Raw genomic sequence first — 16,619 nt, 5'->3', positions numbered from 1 at the left:
ACCTTTGTATATTATAACAGAAAATTAACACATATAAAAGTAGGATATAAGAATAATTTTCATAACTTTTTTCTATAATGTCTGGAAATTATACTATATTCTAAAATAAATTACCAGTAATAATGGATGTTTCCACAATTAATAGTATTGTTATTGCTTTATTTCATATTATTTTGAAGGAAAGCTGACAGCTTCTTGACATACAAGCTGCGGAAAGCTTTATACTCCCCTAATCCCTGGGTGGAATAGCGAACTTCCAAACCGGCCTGACTGAGGCGGTTTTTCCAGGAATCCTCCTGCTCTCCTGCTAAATCATAGGTAGCATGGTTGCCGCCAGCCAGAAGCAAAGGCCGCAGATATACTTTTTGACAGCCTTTAGCCAGCAATCTATCAATTACATCCTGCTGGTTGGGATAATCATCTGACTCTACCACGCCAATATGAACAGGCCATTTCTGCTTATCAGCAAAGCTCTGCAAATACTCATATATTGGATTGTGGTAATGAGGGGAACCGTGGCCCATCAACACCAGCTCTTCCCCATCTGCCAAATCCTCCAACTGGAAAAAAGCCTGAATATCTTCTGCTATAAAAGCAAATTCCTCTGGAGAAGCTACAGTCAGCACCGGTTCCATAAAGCCCAACCGCTGAAATACTCCTTCATACTCCTTAAGGACAGGCATTATTTTCTTTTGCCATTCCTCTCCCGGTGTCAAATGGGTTGGCATTACTGCCACTCTTTCATAGCCCTGAGCCTTTAAATCCTCCAACACACCTGCCAAATTAGAATAAATATATCCCTCCCTGGCCATTTTGCGACGGAGAAAATCACTGGTCCAGGCCTCATAGATATCATAGGCATCACCAAAGCTGCGATGCAAATCATCTAATAGACTGTCGATACAACGCTTTTTTACCTGGGCATCACCTACGCCAAAGCCTACAACCACAATTGCCTGCTTCATTATTTGCCACCCTGCTCGTTTACTACTACATTGGCGATTTTCTGACAGATAACCTCCAGCTGAGCCTGATCTGGTCCTTCAGCCATAACACGAATCAATGGCTCTGTACCAGAAGGACGAACCAGAATACGGCCATCTGCCCCCAGTTCTTCCTCCCCAGCCTTAATAGCAGCTGCAATATTTGGATTCTGCTCCCAGCCATCCTTGGACTTTACCACAACATTAACTAAAAGCTGTGGATAGCTAATCATCAGCTCGTTCAACTCAGAGGCCTTTTTACCGCTTCTCTTAATGGAGCTAAGAGTCTGCAAAGCAGTAACAGGGCCATCACCAGTAGTGCTGAAATCAGAGAAGATAATATGTCCAGACTGCTCACCGCCTAAATTGTAGCCGTTGGCCAGCATATTTTCCAGTACATATCTGTCTCCTACCTTGGTAATCTCAGCCCGGCCATTTAGCTCCTTTACAGCCTTATGGAAGCCAATATTAGCCATAACAGTGGTAACAACAGTATTGTTCTTCAAGGTGCCATTAGCAATCATTTCCTTGGCACACATTACCAGCATATGATCTCCGTCAATTACATTACCCTTTTCATCTACACAGAGGCAACGATCAGCATCCCCATCATGGGCAATACCAAAATCTGCCCCCAGCTCTACTACCTTCTTCTGGAGAACCTCCAAATGAGTAGAACCACAGTTATCGTTAATATTTATACCATTTGGCTTGTCATTAATAACAGTAACATCTGCTCCCAAGGATTTCAAAATGGTAGGCATAGCCTCATAGGCTGCACCATTGGCACAGTCCAGCACAATCTTCATACCCTCAAAACGCTCCTTGGTGGTGGAGAGAACAAATTCAATGTACTCCTCCAGCATATCATGATGATATTCCACAGTACCCATCTGGGCACCAGAAGCACGATAGAGATTATCATCATGCTGAATAGTCCGCACAATATTCTCCAGCTCATCCTCTACTGCATCTGGCAGCTTGTAACCATTGCCACCAAAGAATTTGATACCGTTATCATGGAATGGATTGTGAGAAGCAGAAATAACAATACCTGCCTGAGCCTTATGCTTCTTGGTGAGAAAAGCAATAGCCGGTGTAGGAATAATACCTGCAGATATGGCCTTGCCTCCAGCAGAGCAAATACCTGCCATCAGGGCAGATTCGAACATCTGACCAGAAATACGGGTATCCCTGCCAATCAGGATTACCGGCTGCTCATCACCACAGGACTCACCAAAATACAAGGTTGCCGCCCGGCCCATACGATAAGCAAGCTCCGGTGTCAGCTCCAAATTAGCCTCGCCACGAACGCCATCAGTTCCAAACAATCTTGACATAAATTCAAAACCTCCCAAAACCCAAATCTAAAAATAAACCTTCCAGTTTTATTTACATTAACTTATATATTATGCCCTTTTTCCCGCAAAAATGCAAGGGCGCTGTTCATTCCATCCAAAGCCGCACTCATAATACCTCCGGCATAGCCTGCTCCCTCACCCATAGGGTAAAGTCCTGGAGTGCTAAGAGACTGATAGCTTCCTTTATCTCTAATAATACGGCAAGGAGCTGAGGAACGGGTTTCTACACCAGTCATTACTGCCCCCTTGTCGGCAAAGCCCTTTATCTTTCTTTCCCAGAAAGGCAAAGCCGCCTCCATCATCTGAGTAACAAAGCCAGGGAGACATTGATGCAAATCCACCGCCTTTACCCCAGGCTGATAGCTAGGCCTAGTCAGGAAATCCCTTGAACCACTTTGGCCCGTCAAAAAATCTCCCACCGTTTGAACAGGGGCATAATAATTTTTGCCTGCCAGCTCATAGGCCAGCCTTTCCCACTGCCGCTGGAATTGAATCCCTCCTAGCACATGGTTTGCAAAATCCCCTGTATTTACCGTAACCAAAATGGCTGCATTGGCCACACCGCTATCCCGGTGATAATTACTCATACCATTAGTTACTACGCCACCATTCTCCGAGGCAGCAGCCACCACCTGGCCACCGGGACACATACAAAAGGAATACACGCCTCTACCGGTACTACGGTCATTGTAGGTAAGAGCATAATCAGCTACAGGCAGCAGTTGATTCCCTGCATCCTCCCCATATTGGGCCCTATCAATCCATTCCTGGGGATGCTCGATACGCACCCCAATGGCAAAGGCCTTAGCCTCCATAGCCACACCCTTTTCCCACAGCATTTCATAGGTATCTCTAGCAGAATGGCCAATACCCATAAAAACAGCGCTGGCAGGAATGCTATCCTGATTATTGACCTCTACAGCCTGAATTTCTCCGGCAGCTCCCGTCCTTACACCGGTTACTCTGGATTCAAAGCGGATTTCTCCTCCTAGACGGATAATCTCCAGGCGGATATTTTTGACCACCTGCCGCAAAAGGTCTGTGCCAATATGAGGCTTGTGGAGATATTTTATCTCGGGAGGAGCACCAGCGGTAACAAAATCCTCCAGCACCTGGCTCATAAGAGGATCATTTACTCTGGTGGTTAGCTTGCCATCGGAAAAGGTGCCTGCGCCACCCTCCCCAAATTGCACATTAGAAACTTCGTCAAAGGCTCCCCCCTGCCAAAATCTCTCTATATCTCTATGTCTGCTATCTACATCTCTGCCTCGTTCCAACACCAGAGGTCTGTAGCCATGACGAGCCAAGGTAAGGGCCGCAAACATACCTGCTGGACCAAAGCCTACTACCACAGGGGGCTTTTCCACTCCTGCCAATGGTGGTACTATCAGCTTTTCCTGTATTGGGGCCTTAGCAGGCTGAATATTCTTATCCTTTTTAAACCGGGCCAAAACCTTCTTTTCATTGCCCTCTAAGGCCACATCCAGCATATACACAAAGCGGATAGGGGCACCATGAAATCTTCTGGCATCAATAGCCTTACGCACAATTAGCACCTCACGAATATCCTGAGGTGCTAAATTCAAACGCTTGGCAGCCAATTCCTGCAAAGAACTCTTATCGTTAAAAGCAACGTTGAAATTCAATATACGAATCACTGTCAATCTCCTATATTCTATTTACTCTTTATCACAATATGCAAGGTTACCTTTTTGACGGTGGAAGCAATTCCCTCTGGCAGGGACAGCTCCACATCCTTATCAAAGGTGGAGGTTATACCATGCAGAGATACTGGGACGGTATCAACATTTTTTATATCCGCCAATGTTTTGTTGGCACCAGCCAGCTCTACCTGGTTAGGCTGTAGTGTAACCTCTCCCAGTACATAACCCTCTGGCAGAATACCGGTAACCGTTGGCTTTACCGGCACTATCTTTTTACCTTCTCCCGGCACCAGCTGCACTGTAACATCCAGCTCTCCAGGCAATACTGCCAGATTGTTGATATTCTCTCCATCAGCTGTTACTGCTGTCAACTTTACTCGCATGGTAAAGTCTGAATTGTTGTCCGCCAGCTTGATTTTACCAGAAGCCTTGACTATGGAATCCACCAAATGCCTTGGGCCATAGACATTAACATATTGCTGGGACGGCGTTATCTCCCCCAGCTCCATGCCATGAGCTGCCTTACCGTTAACCACAATATCCACTGGCACACCGTGAGCAATCAAAGCTTCCATAGTTACATGAACTGTATCATCAGACATCCCCAGCAGTTCGAAGCCCTGAGGAATTATTGTCCTGATTTTTTCATCATATTCACCCTCAGTATCTCCTGACAGGTCAATAACGGCTTTGAAATCTGATTCATGGGCGGCTGCCATCAGGGATCTAGGTGCCCTTACCTTTAAGGTAACCTCCCTGACACCCATATTTACATCATAGCCCTCTGGAGCATTAACTATTTCCACCGGCACCGTATAACGGCCATTGACTGAAGGATTTTCCTCATTCATAACATAGCCCCACATAATAATGGAAGCTATTAAGGCCAATATTTTTACTGGAAGGTTTTTCCGAAATAAGTTCTGCAAATTTATCATCACTTGTTTTTCCTCCAGGAATCAATAGCATTGCGAATATCCTGTACCTTGATAGCAGTATCTACCTTGGTAAACAAAGGACGCAGCCTGCTCCTTAGCTGATCAGGAGTCAGTCGCCTGCTAATACGGCCATTTTCGGCAATGGACACAATACCGGTTTCCTCGCTGACCACAACCACCACAGCATCACATTGCTCTGACAGGCCAAGAGCAGCCCTATGACGGGTACCCAGCTCTGTACTAAGGCCTCTATTCTCCGTCAGAGGCAGCAGACAGCCTGCGGCTATCATCCGGTTGCCTCGTATAACCGCCGCTCCATCATGCAAGGGAGTATTGGGAATAAAGACATTCATCATGAAAGGGGCTGTAACCAGTCCATCTATTCTAATGCCGGTATCAATAATCTCATTGATGCCAATATCCCGCTCCAAAACCAGCAGAGCACCGATTTTCTTGGCCGACATACTGAATACGGCCTTGTCAATCTCATTAACCAAACTGTCAGCCTCCTCTGCGTTCAAATGAACAGCAGAACCCAGGAACCTGCCCTGACCTATACGCTCCAAGGCTCTACGCAGTTCTGGCTGAAAAACAATAGGCAAAGCCATAAACAAGAGATATATGCTTTTGGAGAGAAGCCAATAAATAGCATGAAGCTCCAGAATATATGCCGCCAATGCAACACCCATCATAACAAAAAGTCCCTTGGCCAAGGTAATGGCTCTGGTATCTTTCAGCATTTCATAGGATTTGTACAAAATAACAGCAACCAGTAGAATATCCACTACATCCCGAATGCCTACAGTGGATAAAAGGCCATGATATTGCAACGGTACAGACAGATCAAATGGCATATACATACTCCCCAACATAAACTACACATTATTCCTAATAATACTTTACTCTATTTCACCAAAAATCTCTACATTTTCCGCAAAAAAATCTTCTATATTATTTTATTCGCTAAAAAAATGTTAAATCCTGCATGAGCACAAAAAATATAGAGCTTTTTTGTGAATTTTCCATGAAAAAAGAGGCTGAAGAGCCTAAAATCTCTCCAACCTCTCTATCCGTTACCGTAAATTATTAATATTATTAATACTGACCGGCTACATCAATAAAGCCATAAACATCCTCAGCCTTGCCAGTGTGCAGATCATCAATATAATCATACAGCTTCTGGGCAAATTCACCAATCTTGCCACCGCTGATAACACGATCCTGGCCCTTGTAGCCCAATACGCTAACAGGGGAAATAACAGCTGCTGTACCGGAGCCAAATACCTCCTCCAGCTTGCCGTTCTCATAATCCTCAATCAGCTCGTCAATGGAAATACGGCGTTCCTCAGTAGGAATACCCCACTCCTTGCAAACCCGGAGGACAGTACGGCGGGTAATGCCGTCCAGAATAGTGCCATCCAGCTCTGGAGTAACAACCTTGCCATCAATCTTAAAGAGGATGTTCATAGAACCAACCTCACCAATGTACTTGTGCTCAATACCATCAGTCCACAGAGTCTGGTCATAACCCTTTTCATGAGCAATCAAGCCACCGTGGAGAGAAGCTGCATAGTTAGCAGGAGTCTTGGCTGCGCCTAAGCCACCCTTTGGTGCTCTTACATAGGTATCCTCCACCATGATCTTTACTGGAGCAAAGCCATTGGCATAGTATGCACCAACTGGGGAAAGGATAATCATCATCTTGTAGTACTGGCCTACACTTACCCCCAGATATGGATCTGTGGAGAAAATAAATGGACGGATGTAGAGGCTCTGACCAGGACCATCAGGAATCCAATCCTTTTCCAAATCAATCAGCTTCATCAAAGCATCATAAACCAGCTTTTCATCAACCTCTGGAATATCCAAAATCTTGGCAGAACGATTCAGGCGGGCAATATGATCCTTGGCACGGAATACAACAGCCTTGCCTCCTTCATAGCGATATGCCTTACAGCCCTCAAAAATAGCCTGGCCATAATGGAGGGTAGCATTGGCAGGGCTCAGTGGAACATCCTGATAAGGAACGATTCTGGCATCATGCCAGCCCTCCTCAGGGTTGTAGTCCATCTCAAACATATAATCAGTAAATACACGGCCGAAACCTACCTTGCTGACATCTGCAGGTTTTTCCTTCAGGGTATCTGCCTGTACAAATCGAATATCTGCCATAAAAATACATCTCCTAACAAATTACATTTTTTGTTGTAACATTGTAACATTACTGTGTAACGGTTTTATTGTATGCTTTTTAAGAAAATAAATCAAGAGAAAAAAGAAATTTCTATTTTGTCAATTCCTTGGCCACCTCTGGCAGCTTGTCAATAATATCATGGGCTAACAGGCAATTGCCCAGAGTGCCATAAGCCAAATCCCCTGCCCGGCCATGAATGTATACACCAGCTAAAGGTGACTTGTCCTGTACAGTCTGACGATACAAGCCAGCAATGGTACCAGCCAGTACATCACCACAGCCTGCGGTAGCCATACCCGGATTGCCTGTATTGGCCACATAAGCCATACCATCAGGATAAACCACAATTGTGGTTTCACTTTTTATAACCATAATGGCCTTATATTCCTTGGCCGCATCCCGAGCCAGCTCCAAAAGCTCCTCCTTCAGCTCCGGTACTGTGATTCCAAGCAGGGTAGCCATTTCCCCCATATGAGGAGTAAGCACTGGCGGATAGTTGCAATTTGCCAACAAATCCCCCTGCTCCCTAAAGGCATAAATACCATCAGCATCCAGCACCACTGGCTTTTTTACCTTGGTAACCAAAGCCCGTACCAGTTCTCCTGTAGTAGCCTGCCGCCCCAAACCTGGGCCAATTAACAACAAATCGTAATCAGCAGATTTCTGCAAAAGCTCTGCCAAATTGTCCAAAGTCAAATAACCACAGCCCTTGTCCTCCAAAGGCAAGGTCATAACCTCTGTTAGCTTCACCTCAAGTATATCGTTAAGACTGGCTGGACAGGCCAGCGTTACAATCCCTGCCCCCATGCGAAGAGCTGCCAAGGAAGCTAGTGAGGCTGCTCCTGTCATACCTCTGGAGCCTGCCACCACCAGAATCCTGCCGCAACTTCCCTTGTGACAGTCTGTTGCTCTAGGCACCAGCCACTGCTTCACATCCTGCTCCTGCAGCAGCTCCTGCTGAATATGACTGTCATTTAGCAAATTGCTGGGAATACCTATGCCATCAGTTAACAAATGTCCACAATGAACAGAACCAGGCGCAAATAGCATCCCCCATTTAGGCTCTCCCAGAGTAATGGTAGCATCGGCCTGAATGGCTACAGAATCTACCTGACCATTTTCTGCATTAACCCCGCTAGGCACATCAATGGACAGGATTGGCACACCGGCATTATTAACAATATTAATCAACTTGGCGGAGCTTTCCCGCAACTGACCGTGGAAGCCAGTGCCTAACAGGCCGTCTAATACTCCATCAGCGGTTTTCAGCACAGCCATAAGCTTGTCCCAATCCCGCTGCTCCTGCAACTGGAAAACCTGAATCCCCATATTGCAAATTACATTGAAATTCACCGCTGCAGATTGGCTCATTCTATCCTGACTGCCTAGAACAAAAACCTTGGGACGTCCCCCGGCATTGACAATATGTCTGGCTGCTGCAAAGGCATCACCACCGTTATTGCCCACTCCTGCTATAATGCAGATACGCTTGTTGGCTACCCCCTGCAAAAGAGAACTGAGAGCGCTATATATTTCTCTAGCCGCATTCTCCATAAGCACAATTTCTGGTATGCCTATTTCCTCAATGGCCCTCTTGTCAATCTGCCTCATTTCAGCTACTGTGGTCAGCTTCATGATTTTTCCTCCCCTTTACCCTGCTCCTGGCCCTCCATAACACATTGAGCTGTGGCATAGGCCATAGAATGACTAATACTAATATGACAGCTTATCAGACCCTTTTCTTTGGCTATTTCCCCAAATCTGCCAGTTAGCCTAACCTGTGGACAACCTAGCTGGTCATTAAGAATTTCCAGCTCTGTAAGACTTCCCTCTCGCAAGCCTGTGCCCAAGGCCTTCATAATGGCTTCCTTGGCTGCAAATCGCCCTGCAAAGGAGGCAGCCATGCCAGCCTTGCGGCTGCGGCAGTATTCAGCCTCGGCAGGAGTAAATACCCGCTTCACAAAAGCCTCTCCCTTAATAGCCTTGGCCACTCTGTCTATTTCCACTATATCTGTTCCTATACCTATAATCATATCCTCACCTACCAAAAAGAGCCTAGGCAATGCCCAGGCTCTAACTGCTGCAGCAGTCCTTATAACTTATTTAGTTATGAGCCACCTGATATTCAGATTTGTCCACATGTACAGATCTTTCAATCAATACCTCAACACGGCGGTTCTGCGCCCTGCCCTCCGGAGTGGAATTATCTGCAATAGGCTTATACTCGCTTCTGCCCATAGCACTGAATCTGGCTGGATTCATTCTGCCATCCTGAGCAATGATATACTTCATAAAATTAATAGCTCTGGCTGAGCTTAGTTCCCAGTTAGATGGATAACCTGCACTGTGAATCGGTACATTATCTGTATGGCCTGTTACCAGAATCCTTTGAGGAATTGGTGCCACCAAAGCGGCAATTACAGGACCGATTTTCTGTACGCCAGCAGTCAGCTCCGCTGAGCCAGATGGAAACAGCGCCTTTTCCTCAATTCGAATCATCAGGCCATCCTCTGTCATTTGGGTGGAAATTTCATCCTGCAAATTATTCTGCTCAATATAGGCATCCATCTGTCTCTTGACAGCTTCCATCTGGCTGTTTTCTGCCAAATAGGCCTCCATGCCGCCATCATCAGCGGAAGTCAAATCCCGGGAGCTGTTCATAGCTGGGCCTGCTCCCTGAAAAAAGGAAGGTCCGCCCATGTTAAAGGCTGAGCTAAAGGCCTGAGCCATCTGCGTCAGCTTGGTTTCATCAGTCTGAGAAATAGCAAATAGGCAAATAAACAATGCCAAGAGCAAGGTCATCAAATCAGAATAAGGCAACAGCCATGCCTCACTGGCTTCCTCTTCATGGGGAGCCGGTCTTTTCTTTCTTGCCATAGCTTATTCCTCCTTCAAGGTTTCACGTACAGACTGAGGAATAAATACCATCAGCTTAGCCTCAATAGCAGAAGGAGAATCACCAGCCTGCAGGGAAAGAATACCCTCAATAATCATACGCTTCTGACCAATTTCCTGCTCAGAGAGAATCTTCAGCTTGTTACACAAAGGCAGCCACAGTACATAACCTGTGAAAATACCCAGAATGGTAGCAACAAAAGCTGCGGCAATGGAATGTCCCAGCTTCTCAATGTCGTTCAGATTACCCAGAGCAGCAATCAGACCTACTACGGCACCAAGTACACCCAGAGTTGGGGCATAGGTACCTGCCTGAGAAAACATAGAACGGTTCTCGGCGTGACGAGCCTGCATAATGGCCAGCTCTGCATCCAATACATCACTAACAAATTCCTGCTCCAAACCATCAACTACCATGCTAAGACCGTTGCGAAAGAATGGATCATCAATCTCCTGAATCCTGCTTTCCAGAGCCAGCAGACCTTCACGCCGAGCTAGCTGGGAAAGCTCCACAAAGGTATTACGCAATTCCACAGGTGACTGGAGGTTATTCTTGAAAAAGGTCTTTTTAAATAATGTAGGAAAGTTCTTCAGCTGATCCATGCGGAAACCGATAAACAAACAGGAAAAGGTACCACCTATGATAATCAAAAAAGCCGCTGGATTATTCATAGCTGACAAAGGTGCACCCTTCAAAATCATACCTACAAAGATGGATATCAAGCCTAATACCAGGCCAATGACTGTAGCTAATTCCAAAATAAATCCCCCTATTCTATGTTTTTTGCCCCTACACCACAAGGCAAAATTCTGGTACTACATAATTAACTTCATTATACAAAATTTCCCCGTGAAAAACAAACACTTCCTTATATTTCTCTGCTAATAAGCTGATTTTCAGACTATTGTACTAAACATAATTTTTTCTTAAATATATGTATACTATTCTCATCCCTAAGATGCAATTAATTTTGCACAACCAAAGCAGGATGTAAATAATTTTTCTTTATAATATCATAAAAAATCTTAACTATTTCTCTTGCATATGATATAATAATAGCTAAATAATTCGAATTTATTATAACGTATTTTTGCATTGGAGTGATACAATCTATGGAGTTACGGCAATTAGAATATTTTCAGATGGCTAGCCGTCTGAAAAACATTACCCGAGCTGCCGAGCGCCTCAATGTTTCCCAGCCGAATATTACAGTTGCTATAAAAAAACTGGAATCTGAATTGGGAATCAAGCTTTTTGACCGCAGTCAGAAGCAGCTATCCCTTACTCCGGAGGGGCATATTTTTCTGAATCGCATAGAGCTGGCTCTCCGCAGTATTAACGATGCCGTTCTTGAAGTTAATGATTACAAGCAGCTGCAGAAGGGAACTATCAAAATTGGTATTCCTTCCATGATTGGTGCCTATCTGTTCCCGAAGATTTTCTCCAGCTTCCAGCATCTTTACCCTCATTTGGATATTTACCTTTATGAGGAGGGCTCTATGGCCATTCGTGAAAAGCTGGAACGGGACGAGCTGGATTTTGGTATCGTCATTATTTCTGATGCCTCTGCCAGCCTACAGCTTTTGCCTATGTCCAGGAATCAGATTATGGCCTGTATTCCTGAGAAGCATCCTTTGGCCGCCCACCAGTCCATTTCTATTAATGATATTGCCAACGCGGATTTGATTATGCTGAAGGAAGGCTCCTTCCTGCGTCAGCTGGTGTTGAGCAAAATAAAAAGAGCTAATATTGCGCCGGAAATCGTGTTGGAATCCAATCAGATTGAAACCGTCAAAGGACTGATTGCTTCCAATGTGGGTATTGCTTTCCTTTTGGACTTTATTGCCAAGGGAGCGCCTGGCATCAAGGCTGTACCTTTTGATGAGCCTCTTTATGTTGATTTGGGCCTGGCCTGGAAGAAGGACAGATATATCAGCAATGCAGCTCAGTCCTTTATTGATTTCTGTCGTACTACTATGCAGAATGGCTAAAACTTTTGGGGAAATTCTTTACAAAAGTTCCTCATTCTGCTACACTACAAACTGAAAAAAGTAATTTTAGACACCAACGCAGGTGACAGAGAAGCTAGGATGATATACTACATTCCCTGGCTCTGTGTTGCCTGTTTTTATTTACCCGCTATAAGGAGGAGAATTTATGGCAAATATAAATGACAACTATCTCAAACTGGCTGGCAGCTATCTTTTTCGGGAAACCGCCCATCGTAGAGCTGCTTTTATAGAGGCTCATCCAGAGGCTGATGTGATTTCTCTGGGCATTGGTGATGTTACCCTGCCTTTGCCCCAGGCTTGTATTCAGGCTATGCACAAGGCTGTTGACGAAATGGCCTCCCCAGATACCTTCCGGGGCTACGGCCCAGAGCAGGGCTACAGCTTCCTTGTAGACAAAATCATTGAGCACAATTATAAGGATCTGGGCATTGCTGCAGATGAGATTTTTGTTTCTGATGGCGCCAAAAGTGACTGTGGCAATATACAGGAAATTTTCAGCGTAGACAATACCATTGCTATTACAGATCCTGTTTATCCTGTATATCTGGACACCAATGTTATGGCAGGCCGCACTGGCACTTTGCAGCCAGATGGCCGTTATGAAGGCGTTACCTATCTGCCTTGCAATGCAGAAAATAATTTCTGTCCTGAGCTGCCAGAGAAGCGGGTTGATCTAATTTATCTCTGCTGCCCTAACAATCCTACCGGTACTACCCTCACTAGGGAACAGTTGAAGAAATGGGTGGACTATGCTCTGGAAAACGACTCCATCATTCTCTTTGATGCTGCCTACAATGCCTATATTACTGAGGATGATGTACCTCGCAGTATTTTTGAGATTCCTGGAGCCAAGGAGTGCGCTATTGAATTTCGCTCCTTCTCCAAAACCGCTGGCTTTACTGGTACCCGCTGTGGCTATATAGTCCTGCCTAAGACTGTAACCGGCAAAACTGCTGAAGGCAAACGACAGGCTCTAAATCCTCTGTGGAACCGCCGCCATACTACCAAATTCAATGGTACAGCCTATATTGTTCAGCGTGGTGCTGAGGCTGTCTTTAGCCCAGAGGGCCAGCAGCAGGTTAAGGAAATGATTGGTTACTATATGGAAAACGCCCGCATTATTCGAGAGGGCTTACAGGCTATTGGTGTCAAGGCCTTTGGCGGTGTTAATGCACCATATATCTGGCTCCAGACTCCGGATAATATGCCTTCCTGGGATTTCTTTGACAAGCTCCTTCATGATGTACATATTGTCGGTACTCCTGGCGCTGGCTTTGGCCCATGTGGCGAGGGATATTTCCGCCTTACATCCTTTGGCAATCGGGAAAAAACCATTGAGGCTGTGGAGAGAATCCGTAACAATCTGAAGTTCTAAAGTCTTGACAGTCTAATATAGGAATAGATACAATAATAGAGGCTGTTGCATTAGCTATAAATGCCACAGCCTCTGTTTGTGTGTAAGGAGGATTTCTTCTATGGTTACATTGGATTTGCAAAATCTGCTGGTATGCAGAAATATCTTAAAGGACAAGCTGATACAGGAGCTGGATGCGGCGGTTTCCTCTCCAGAGGATTTGGCCTTGGCTCATCGCTTTGCTGGTCATCTTTTGGAAAAGGCTGAAGAAGAGGGCTGGAGTGGCAATCTGATTCGAGATCTTTTTCTGAATCTCCTTAGTCAGGAAGGCTGTCTGGCTGCCAAAATGGCAGAGGCTTCTCAGGGACAGATTGGTGCCAGCCTGCATCAAGCCTTTATCCATGATATGAAAAAGCTGCTGCCTGCTTTAACAGAAAGAGCCAGTGAGATTGTCAATGTAAATCTGCTGGATGATTATATGCCATCCCTGCCTCACAAGCTGGAAGCTACAGCATATTTGGAGAAAAAACTGGAAGGCAAAAATACCCCAGAGGAAATCACTCAGGTATTTGTCAATTATTATACTAAATACGGCTATGGAGAAATTGCCTCCTACCCTGCTTTTTGCTGGAACTCCAAGAGACAGAAGCTGCAGGGCATCCGCCATTTCGAGGCTATGGATTTTGCTGATTTAATAGGCTATGATTTCCAGAAGGAACAGCTTATTAACAATACCCTAGCCTTTATCAACCATCGTCCTGCCAACAATGTACTGCTGGTGGGTGCCAGAGGTACAGGCAAATCCTCTGGAGTTAAGGCTCTGGCCAAGGCCTATTACAGTGATGGTCTGCGGCTGATTCAGATGCAAAAATCACAGCTTAGCGATTTGCCAGGCATTATGGCCAACCTGCGGCAATTTGCCAGCAAGAGATTTATTATCTTCTTTGATGATCTTTCCTTTGAAGAATCTGACAGTGATTACAAATATCTGAAATCTGCCATTGAGGGCGGTGTAGAGTCCAAACCAGAGAATGTGCTTATCTATGCTACCTCCAATCGCCGTCATCTGATTAAGGAAACCTGGCATGATAGAAATAGCGAACAGGATGAAATGTTCCGCAACGACAGTATTAATGAAACCATTTCCCTATCTGACCGCTTCGGCTTGATTATCAATTATATTGAGCCAAATCAGCAGGAATATCTGGCTATTATTGACCACTTCCTGCGGCAGGAGGGCATTGAAATGGAGCCAGAGGAATTGCGCATTGAGGGCAATCGCTGGTATATGAACCATTCTGGCCGTTCCGGACGTACTGCCCGCCAGTTTGTTACCCATTATATTGGCCAGATTAAGCAGCAGGATAAATAAAGATATTTACAGTTCCATATTTTGGCAAAAGAAAAAGCTGTCCACTGTATCTGCTTCTCATAGTTAAATTTTGGTCTAACTCTGAAAAGCTGGTACACTATGGACAGCTTATTTTTATACTTGATTTTCCTAGGCTTTTAGCTTAGCCAGATACTCTATATCTGCCTTGCTCAGCTCTGCCTTTTCTAGTAAATCTGGACGGTTTCTGAGAGTTATCTCCAAGGATTTTTCCCGGCGCCATTTAGCTATTTTGGCATGATCTCCAGAAAACAAAACCTCCGGCACTGCCAACCCCTCATATTCCCTTGGTCTGGTATATTGAGGATGTTCCAACAGGCCGTTATAGAAGGAATCTGTAGGAGCAGATTCCTCGGAGCCTAGTACCCCAGGCAACATACGGGACACTGCATCTACAATTATCATAGCTGGCAGCTCTCCCCCGGTAAGGACAAAATCACCAATGGAGATAATCTCATCCGCCAGATTCTCACTGATTCTGGCATCAAAGCCCTCATAATGACCGCAGATAAAAATCAACTGATCATATTGAGCCAGCTCCCTAGCCTTGGCTTGATTGAATACAGCTCCTTCGGGACTCATTAAAAGCACCCTGCGGTTTGCATAATCTGTGGTATCCTTAATGAAGTTCACAGCCTTAAACATAGGCTCAGGCTTTAGCACCATGCCGCTGCCCCCTCCAAAGGGACTGTCATCTACCTGCTTGTGACGGCCTAAAGCAAAATCTCTGGGATTCATGAGATGAATATCCAGAATACCATTGGCCACCGCCCTTTTGGTAATACTATCCCCAAAGGGGCCGGCAAACATGGCTGGAAAGAGCGAGAGAATATCTATCCTCATCAGGCTTCCTCCGGCATATCTACTACCATACGGCCACCTGGCACATCAATTTCCTTGACCACAGCCTTTAGGGCAGGTATCATCAGCTGCTTGGCCTGTCCCTTTCGTGAGGCTACATAAACATCATTGCTGCCGGTTTTTAGCACCTCGGTAATATGACCAAGAGAATTTCCCTCCAGGTCAAATACCTCCAAGCCAATAATGTCAAAGGTATAGTATTCTCCCTCTTCCAAAGGCATGGCATCAGCTTTGTCCACATATAGCAATCTGCCTGTCAGCTCTGCAGCTGCTTCCCTATGAGGACACTGCTTCAGCTTCATAATAACAAACTGCTTGTGATACCAGCAATCCTCCACATCCATCAGTTCATCCCCGGCATAAACCTGAGACAAAGTCTGAAACCGCTCAGGAAAATCTGTCAGAGGAATTACCCGCATCTCACCATGAACGCCGTGGGGAGCACCGATTTTGCCAATGACAATATGGTTTTTGTGGGAAACTTTGGCCGCCTTAGCTGCGGATTGCGATGATCTTATCATCTTCCACCACTACTTCCACATTGAACTGATCACGAATATTATCTCCAACCTTCAGCTCCACAAAACGCTCAGTGGTTCCCTGTACAATCTCTGCACCAGGTCCAAGCTTCTCCAGCTCATCATGACGAGCCTGAGCCTTGGCTACATATTCCTGGCGCTTCTGGCGCTCTACACCAAAATGCTGATGAATCATAGCCATGGTTTCCTGAGCTGGCTCCTGACCATTGGCGCTTTCCTGCTGAATAGCCTTGTTTTCTTCAATATTAATCTGGGAAATTTCCAGCTCTGCCTGCTGCATGCCCTTTTCCAATTCATCCAGCATTTTTGCCTTCAATTTATCGGTCATTTTTGCTTTAATGGTGAGTGGGAATTTTACCAATACCTTATCCATTTTACAAGCCCCCATTTTCTCTAAAAAAATTCTCATATATATAGAAATTGCGGC

Annotated in this window: 16 protein-coding genes; 3 read left to right on the top strand and 13 right to left on the bottom strand. The window is 45.3% G+C overall.

Annotated features, from left to right (window positions below):
• Positions 1-158: 158 nt before the first annotated feature.
• The 10 genes from I6E26_RS05270 to motA all read right to left on the bottom strand — a co-directional run bounded on the left by I6E26_RS05270 (position 159) and on the right by motA (position 10,809).
• Entirely contained in the window at positions 159-965 is an 807-nt protein-coding gene (locus tag I6E26_RS05270) for a sirohydrochlorin cobaltochelatase (RefSeq protein WP_235320815.1), read from the bottom strand.
• Positions 965-2,323 (bottom strand): phosphoglucosamine mutase, encoded by a 1,359-nt coding sequence (gene glmM, locus I6E26_RS05265; RefSeq protein WP_235320814.1) that lies wholly within the window; start codon positions 2,321-2,323, stop codon positions 965-967. Before glmM ends, I6E26_RS05270 begins: the two co-directional genes overlap by 1 nt.
• A gap of 62 nt (positions 2,324-2,385) precedes the next feature.
• On the bottom strand, positions 2,386-4,002 hold the full coding sequence (locus I6E26_RS05260; RefSeq protein WP_235320813.1) for an NAD(P)/FAD-dependent oxidoreductase: 1,617 nt from the start codon (positions 4,000-4,002) through the stop codon (positions 2,386-2,388).
• A gap of 17 nt (positions 4,003-4,019) precedes the next feature.
• Positions 4,020-4,946, bottom strand: coding sequence for a CdaR family protein (locus I6E26_RS05255; protein ID WP_235320834.1), 927 nt, complete (start codon positions 4,944-4,946; stop codon positions 4,020-4,022).
• Positions 4,946-5,800: a diadenylate cyclase CdaA gene (gene cdaA, locus I6E26_RS05250; RefSeq protein ID WP_235320812.1), complete on the bottom strand. Its 855-nt coding sequence runs from the start codon at positions 5,798-5,800 to the stop codon at positions 4,946-4,948. Before cdaA ends, I6E26_RS05255 begins: the two co-directional genes overlap by 1 nt.
• A 241-nt stretch (positions 5,801-6,041) precedes the next feature.
• Positions 6,042-7,118, bottom strand: coding sequence for a branched-chain amino acid aminotransferase (locus I6E26_RS05245; RefSeq protein WP_235320811.1), 1,077 nt, complete (start codon positions 7,116-7,118; stop codon positions 6,042-6,044).
• Between the two features lie 112 nt (positions 7,119-7,230).
• Positions 7,231-8,775, bottom strand: a complete 1,545-nt coding sequence (locus I6E26_RS05240; RefSeq protein ID WP_235320810.1) for an NAD(P)H-hydrate dehydratase — start codon at positions 8,773-8,775, stop codon at positions 7,231-7,233.
• A complete protein-coding gene (acpS, locus tag I6E26_RS05235; protein WP_235320809.1) occupies positions 8,772-9,173 on the bottom strand; it encodes a holo-ACP synthase in 402 nt (133 codons plus the stop codon). Before acpS ends, I6E26_RS05240 begins: the two co-directional genes overlap by 4 nt.
• Before the next feature lie 70 nt (positions 9,174-9,243).
• Complete coding sequence (locus I6E26_RS05230; protein ID WP_235320808.1) at positions 9,244-10,017, bottom strand: flagellar motor protein MotB; 774 nt, start codon at positions 10,015-10,017, stop codon at positions 9,244-9,246.
• Between the two features lie 3 nt (positions 10,018-10,020).
• Positions 10,021-10,809, bottom strand: a complete 789-nt coding sequence (gene motA, locus I6E26_RS05225) for a flagellar motor stator protein MotA (RefSeq protein WP_235320833.1) — start codon at positions 10,807-10,809, stop codon at positions 10,021-10,023.
• A gap of 339 nt (positions 10,810-11,148) precedes the next feature.
• Between motA and I6E26_RS05220 the strand changes: the two genes are divergently transcribed.
• From I6E26_RS05220 to I6E26_RS05210, 3 genes are all read left to right on the top strand, one after another.
• Positions 11,149-12,027, top strand: coding sequence for a LysR family transcriptional regulator (locus I6E26_RS05220; protein WP_235320807.1), 879 nt, complete (start codon positions 11,149-11,151; stop codon positions 12,025-12,027).
• A 166-nt stretch (positions 12,028-12,193) separates the two neighbouring features.
• On the top strand, positions 12,194-13,423 hold the full coding sequence (locus I6E26_RS05215; RefSeq protein ID WP_235320806.1) for an LL-diaminopimelate aminotransferase: 1,230 nt from the start codon (positions 12,194-12,196) through the stop codon (positions 13,421-13,423).
• 100 nt (positions 13,424-13,523) lie between these two features.
• Positions 13,524-14,774, top strand: a complete 1,251-nt coding sequence (locus tag I6E26_RS05210; protein WP_235320805.1) for an ATP-binding protein — start codon at positions 13,524-13,526, stop codon at positions 14,772-14,774.
• 129 nt (positions 14,775-14,903) lie between these two features.
• Here I6E26_RS05210 and trmD read toward each other — a convergent pair whose 3' ends face one another.
• Genes trmD through I6E26_RS05195 form a run of 3 tightly spaced genes read right to left on the bottom strand, consistent with a single transcriptional unit; the run spans position 14,904 to position 16,565 of the window.
• The gene (gene trmD, locus I6E26_RS05205; RefSeq protein WP_235320804.1) at positions 14,904-15,635 is read right to left on the bottom strand and encodes a tRNA (guanosine(37)-N1)-methyltransferase TrmD; all 732 of its coding nucleotides are present in this window, start codon (positions 15,633-15,635) and stop codon (positions 14,904-14,906) included.
• The gene (gene rimM / locus I6E26_RS05200) at positions 15,635-16,174 is read right to left on the bottom strand and encodes a ribosome maturation factor RimM (protein WP_235320803.1); all 540 of its coding nucleotides are present in this window, start codon (positions 16,172-16,174) and stop codon (positions 15,635-15,637) included. Before rimM ends, trmD begins: the two co-directional genes overlap by 1 nt.
• Entirely contained in the window at positions 16,146-16,565 is a 420-nt protein-coding gene (locus tag I6E26_RS05195; RefSeq protein ID WP_235320802.1) for a YlqD family protein, read from the bottom strand. Before I6E26_RS05195 ends, rimM begins: the two co-directional genes overlap by 29 nt.
• Positions 16,566-16,619: the final 54 nt, after the last annotated feature.

The sequence above is a fragment of the Anaerovibrio lipolyticus genome (assembly GCF_021531495.1).
In the GTDB taxonomy this organism is placed as follows: domain Bacteria; phylum Bacillota; class Negativicutes; order Selenomonadales; family Selenomonadaceae; genus Anaerovibrio.
Note: the sequence above shows the minus strand (reverse complement) of the source record. Positions and strands in the feature narration are given on the sequence as shown.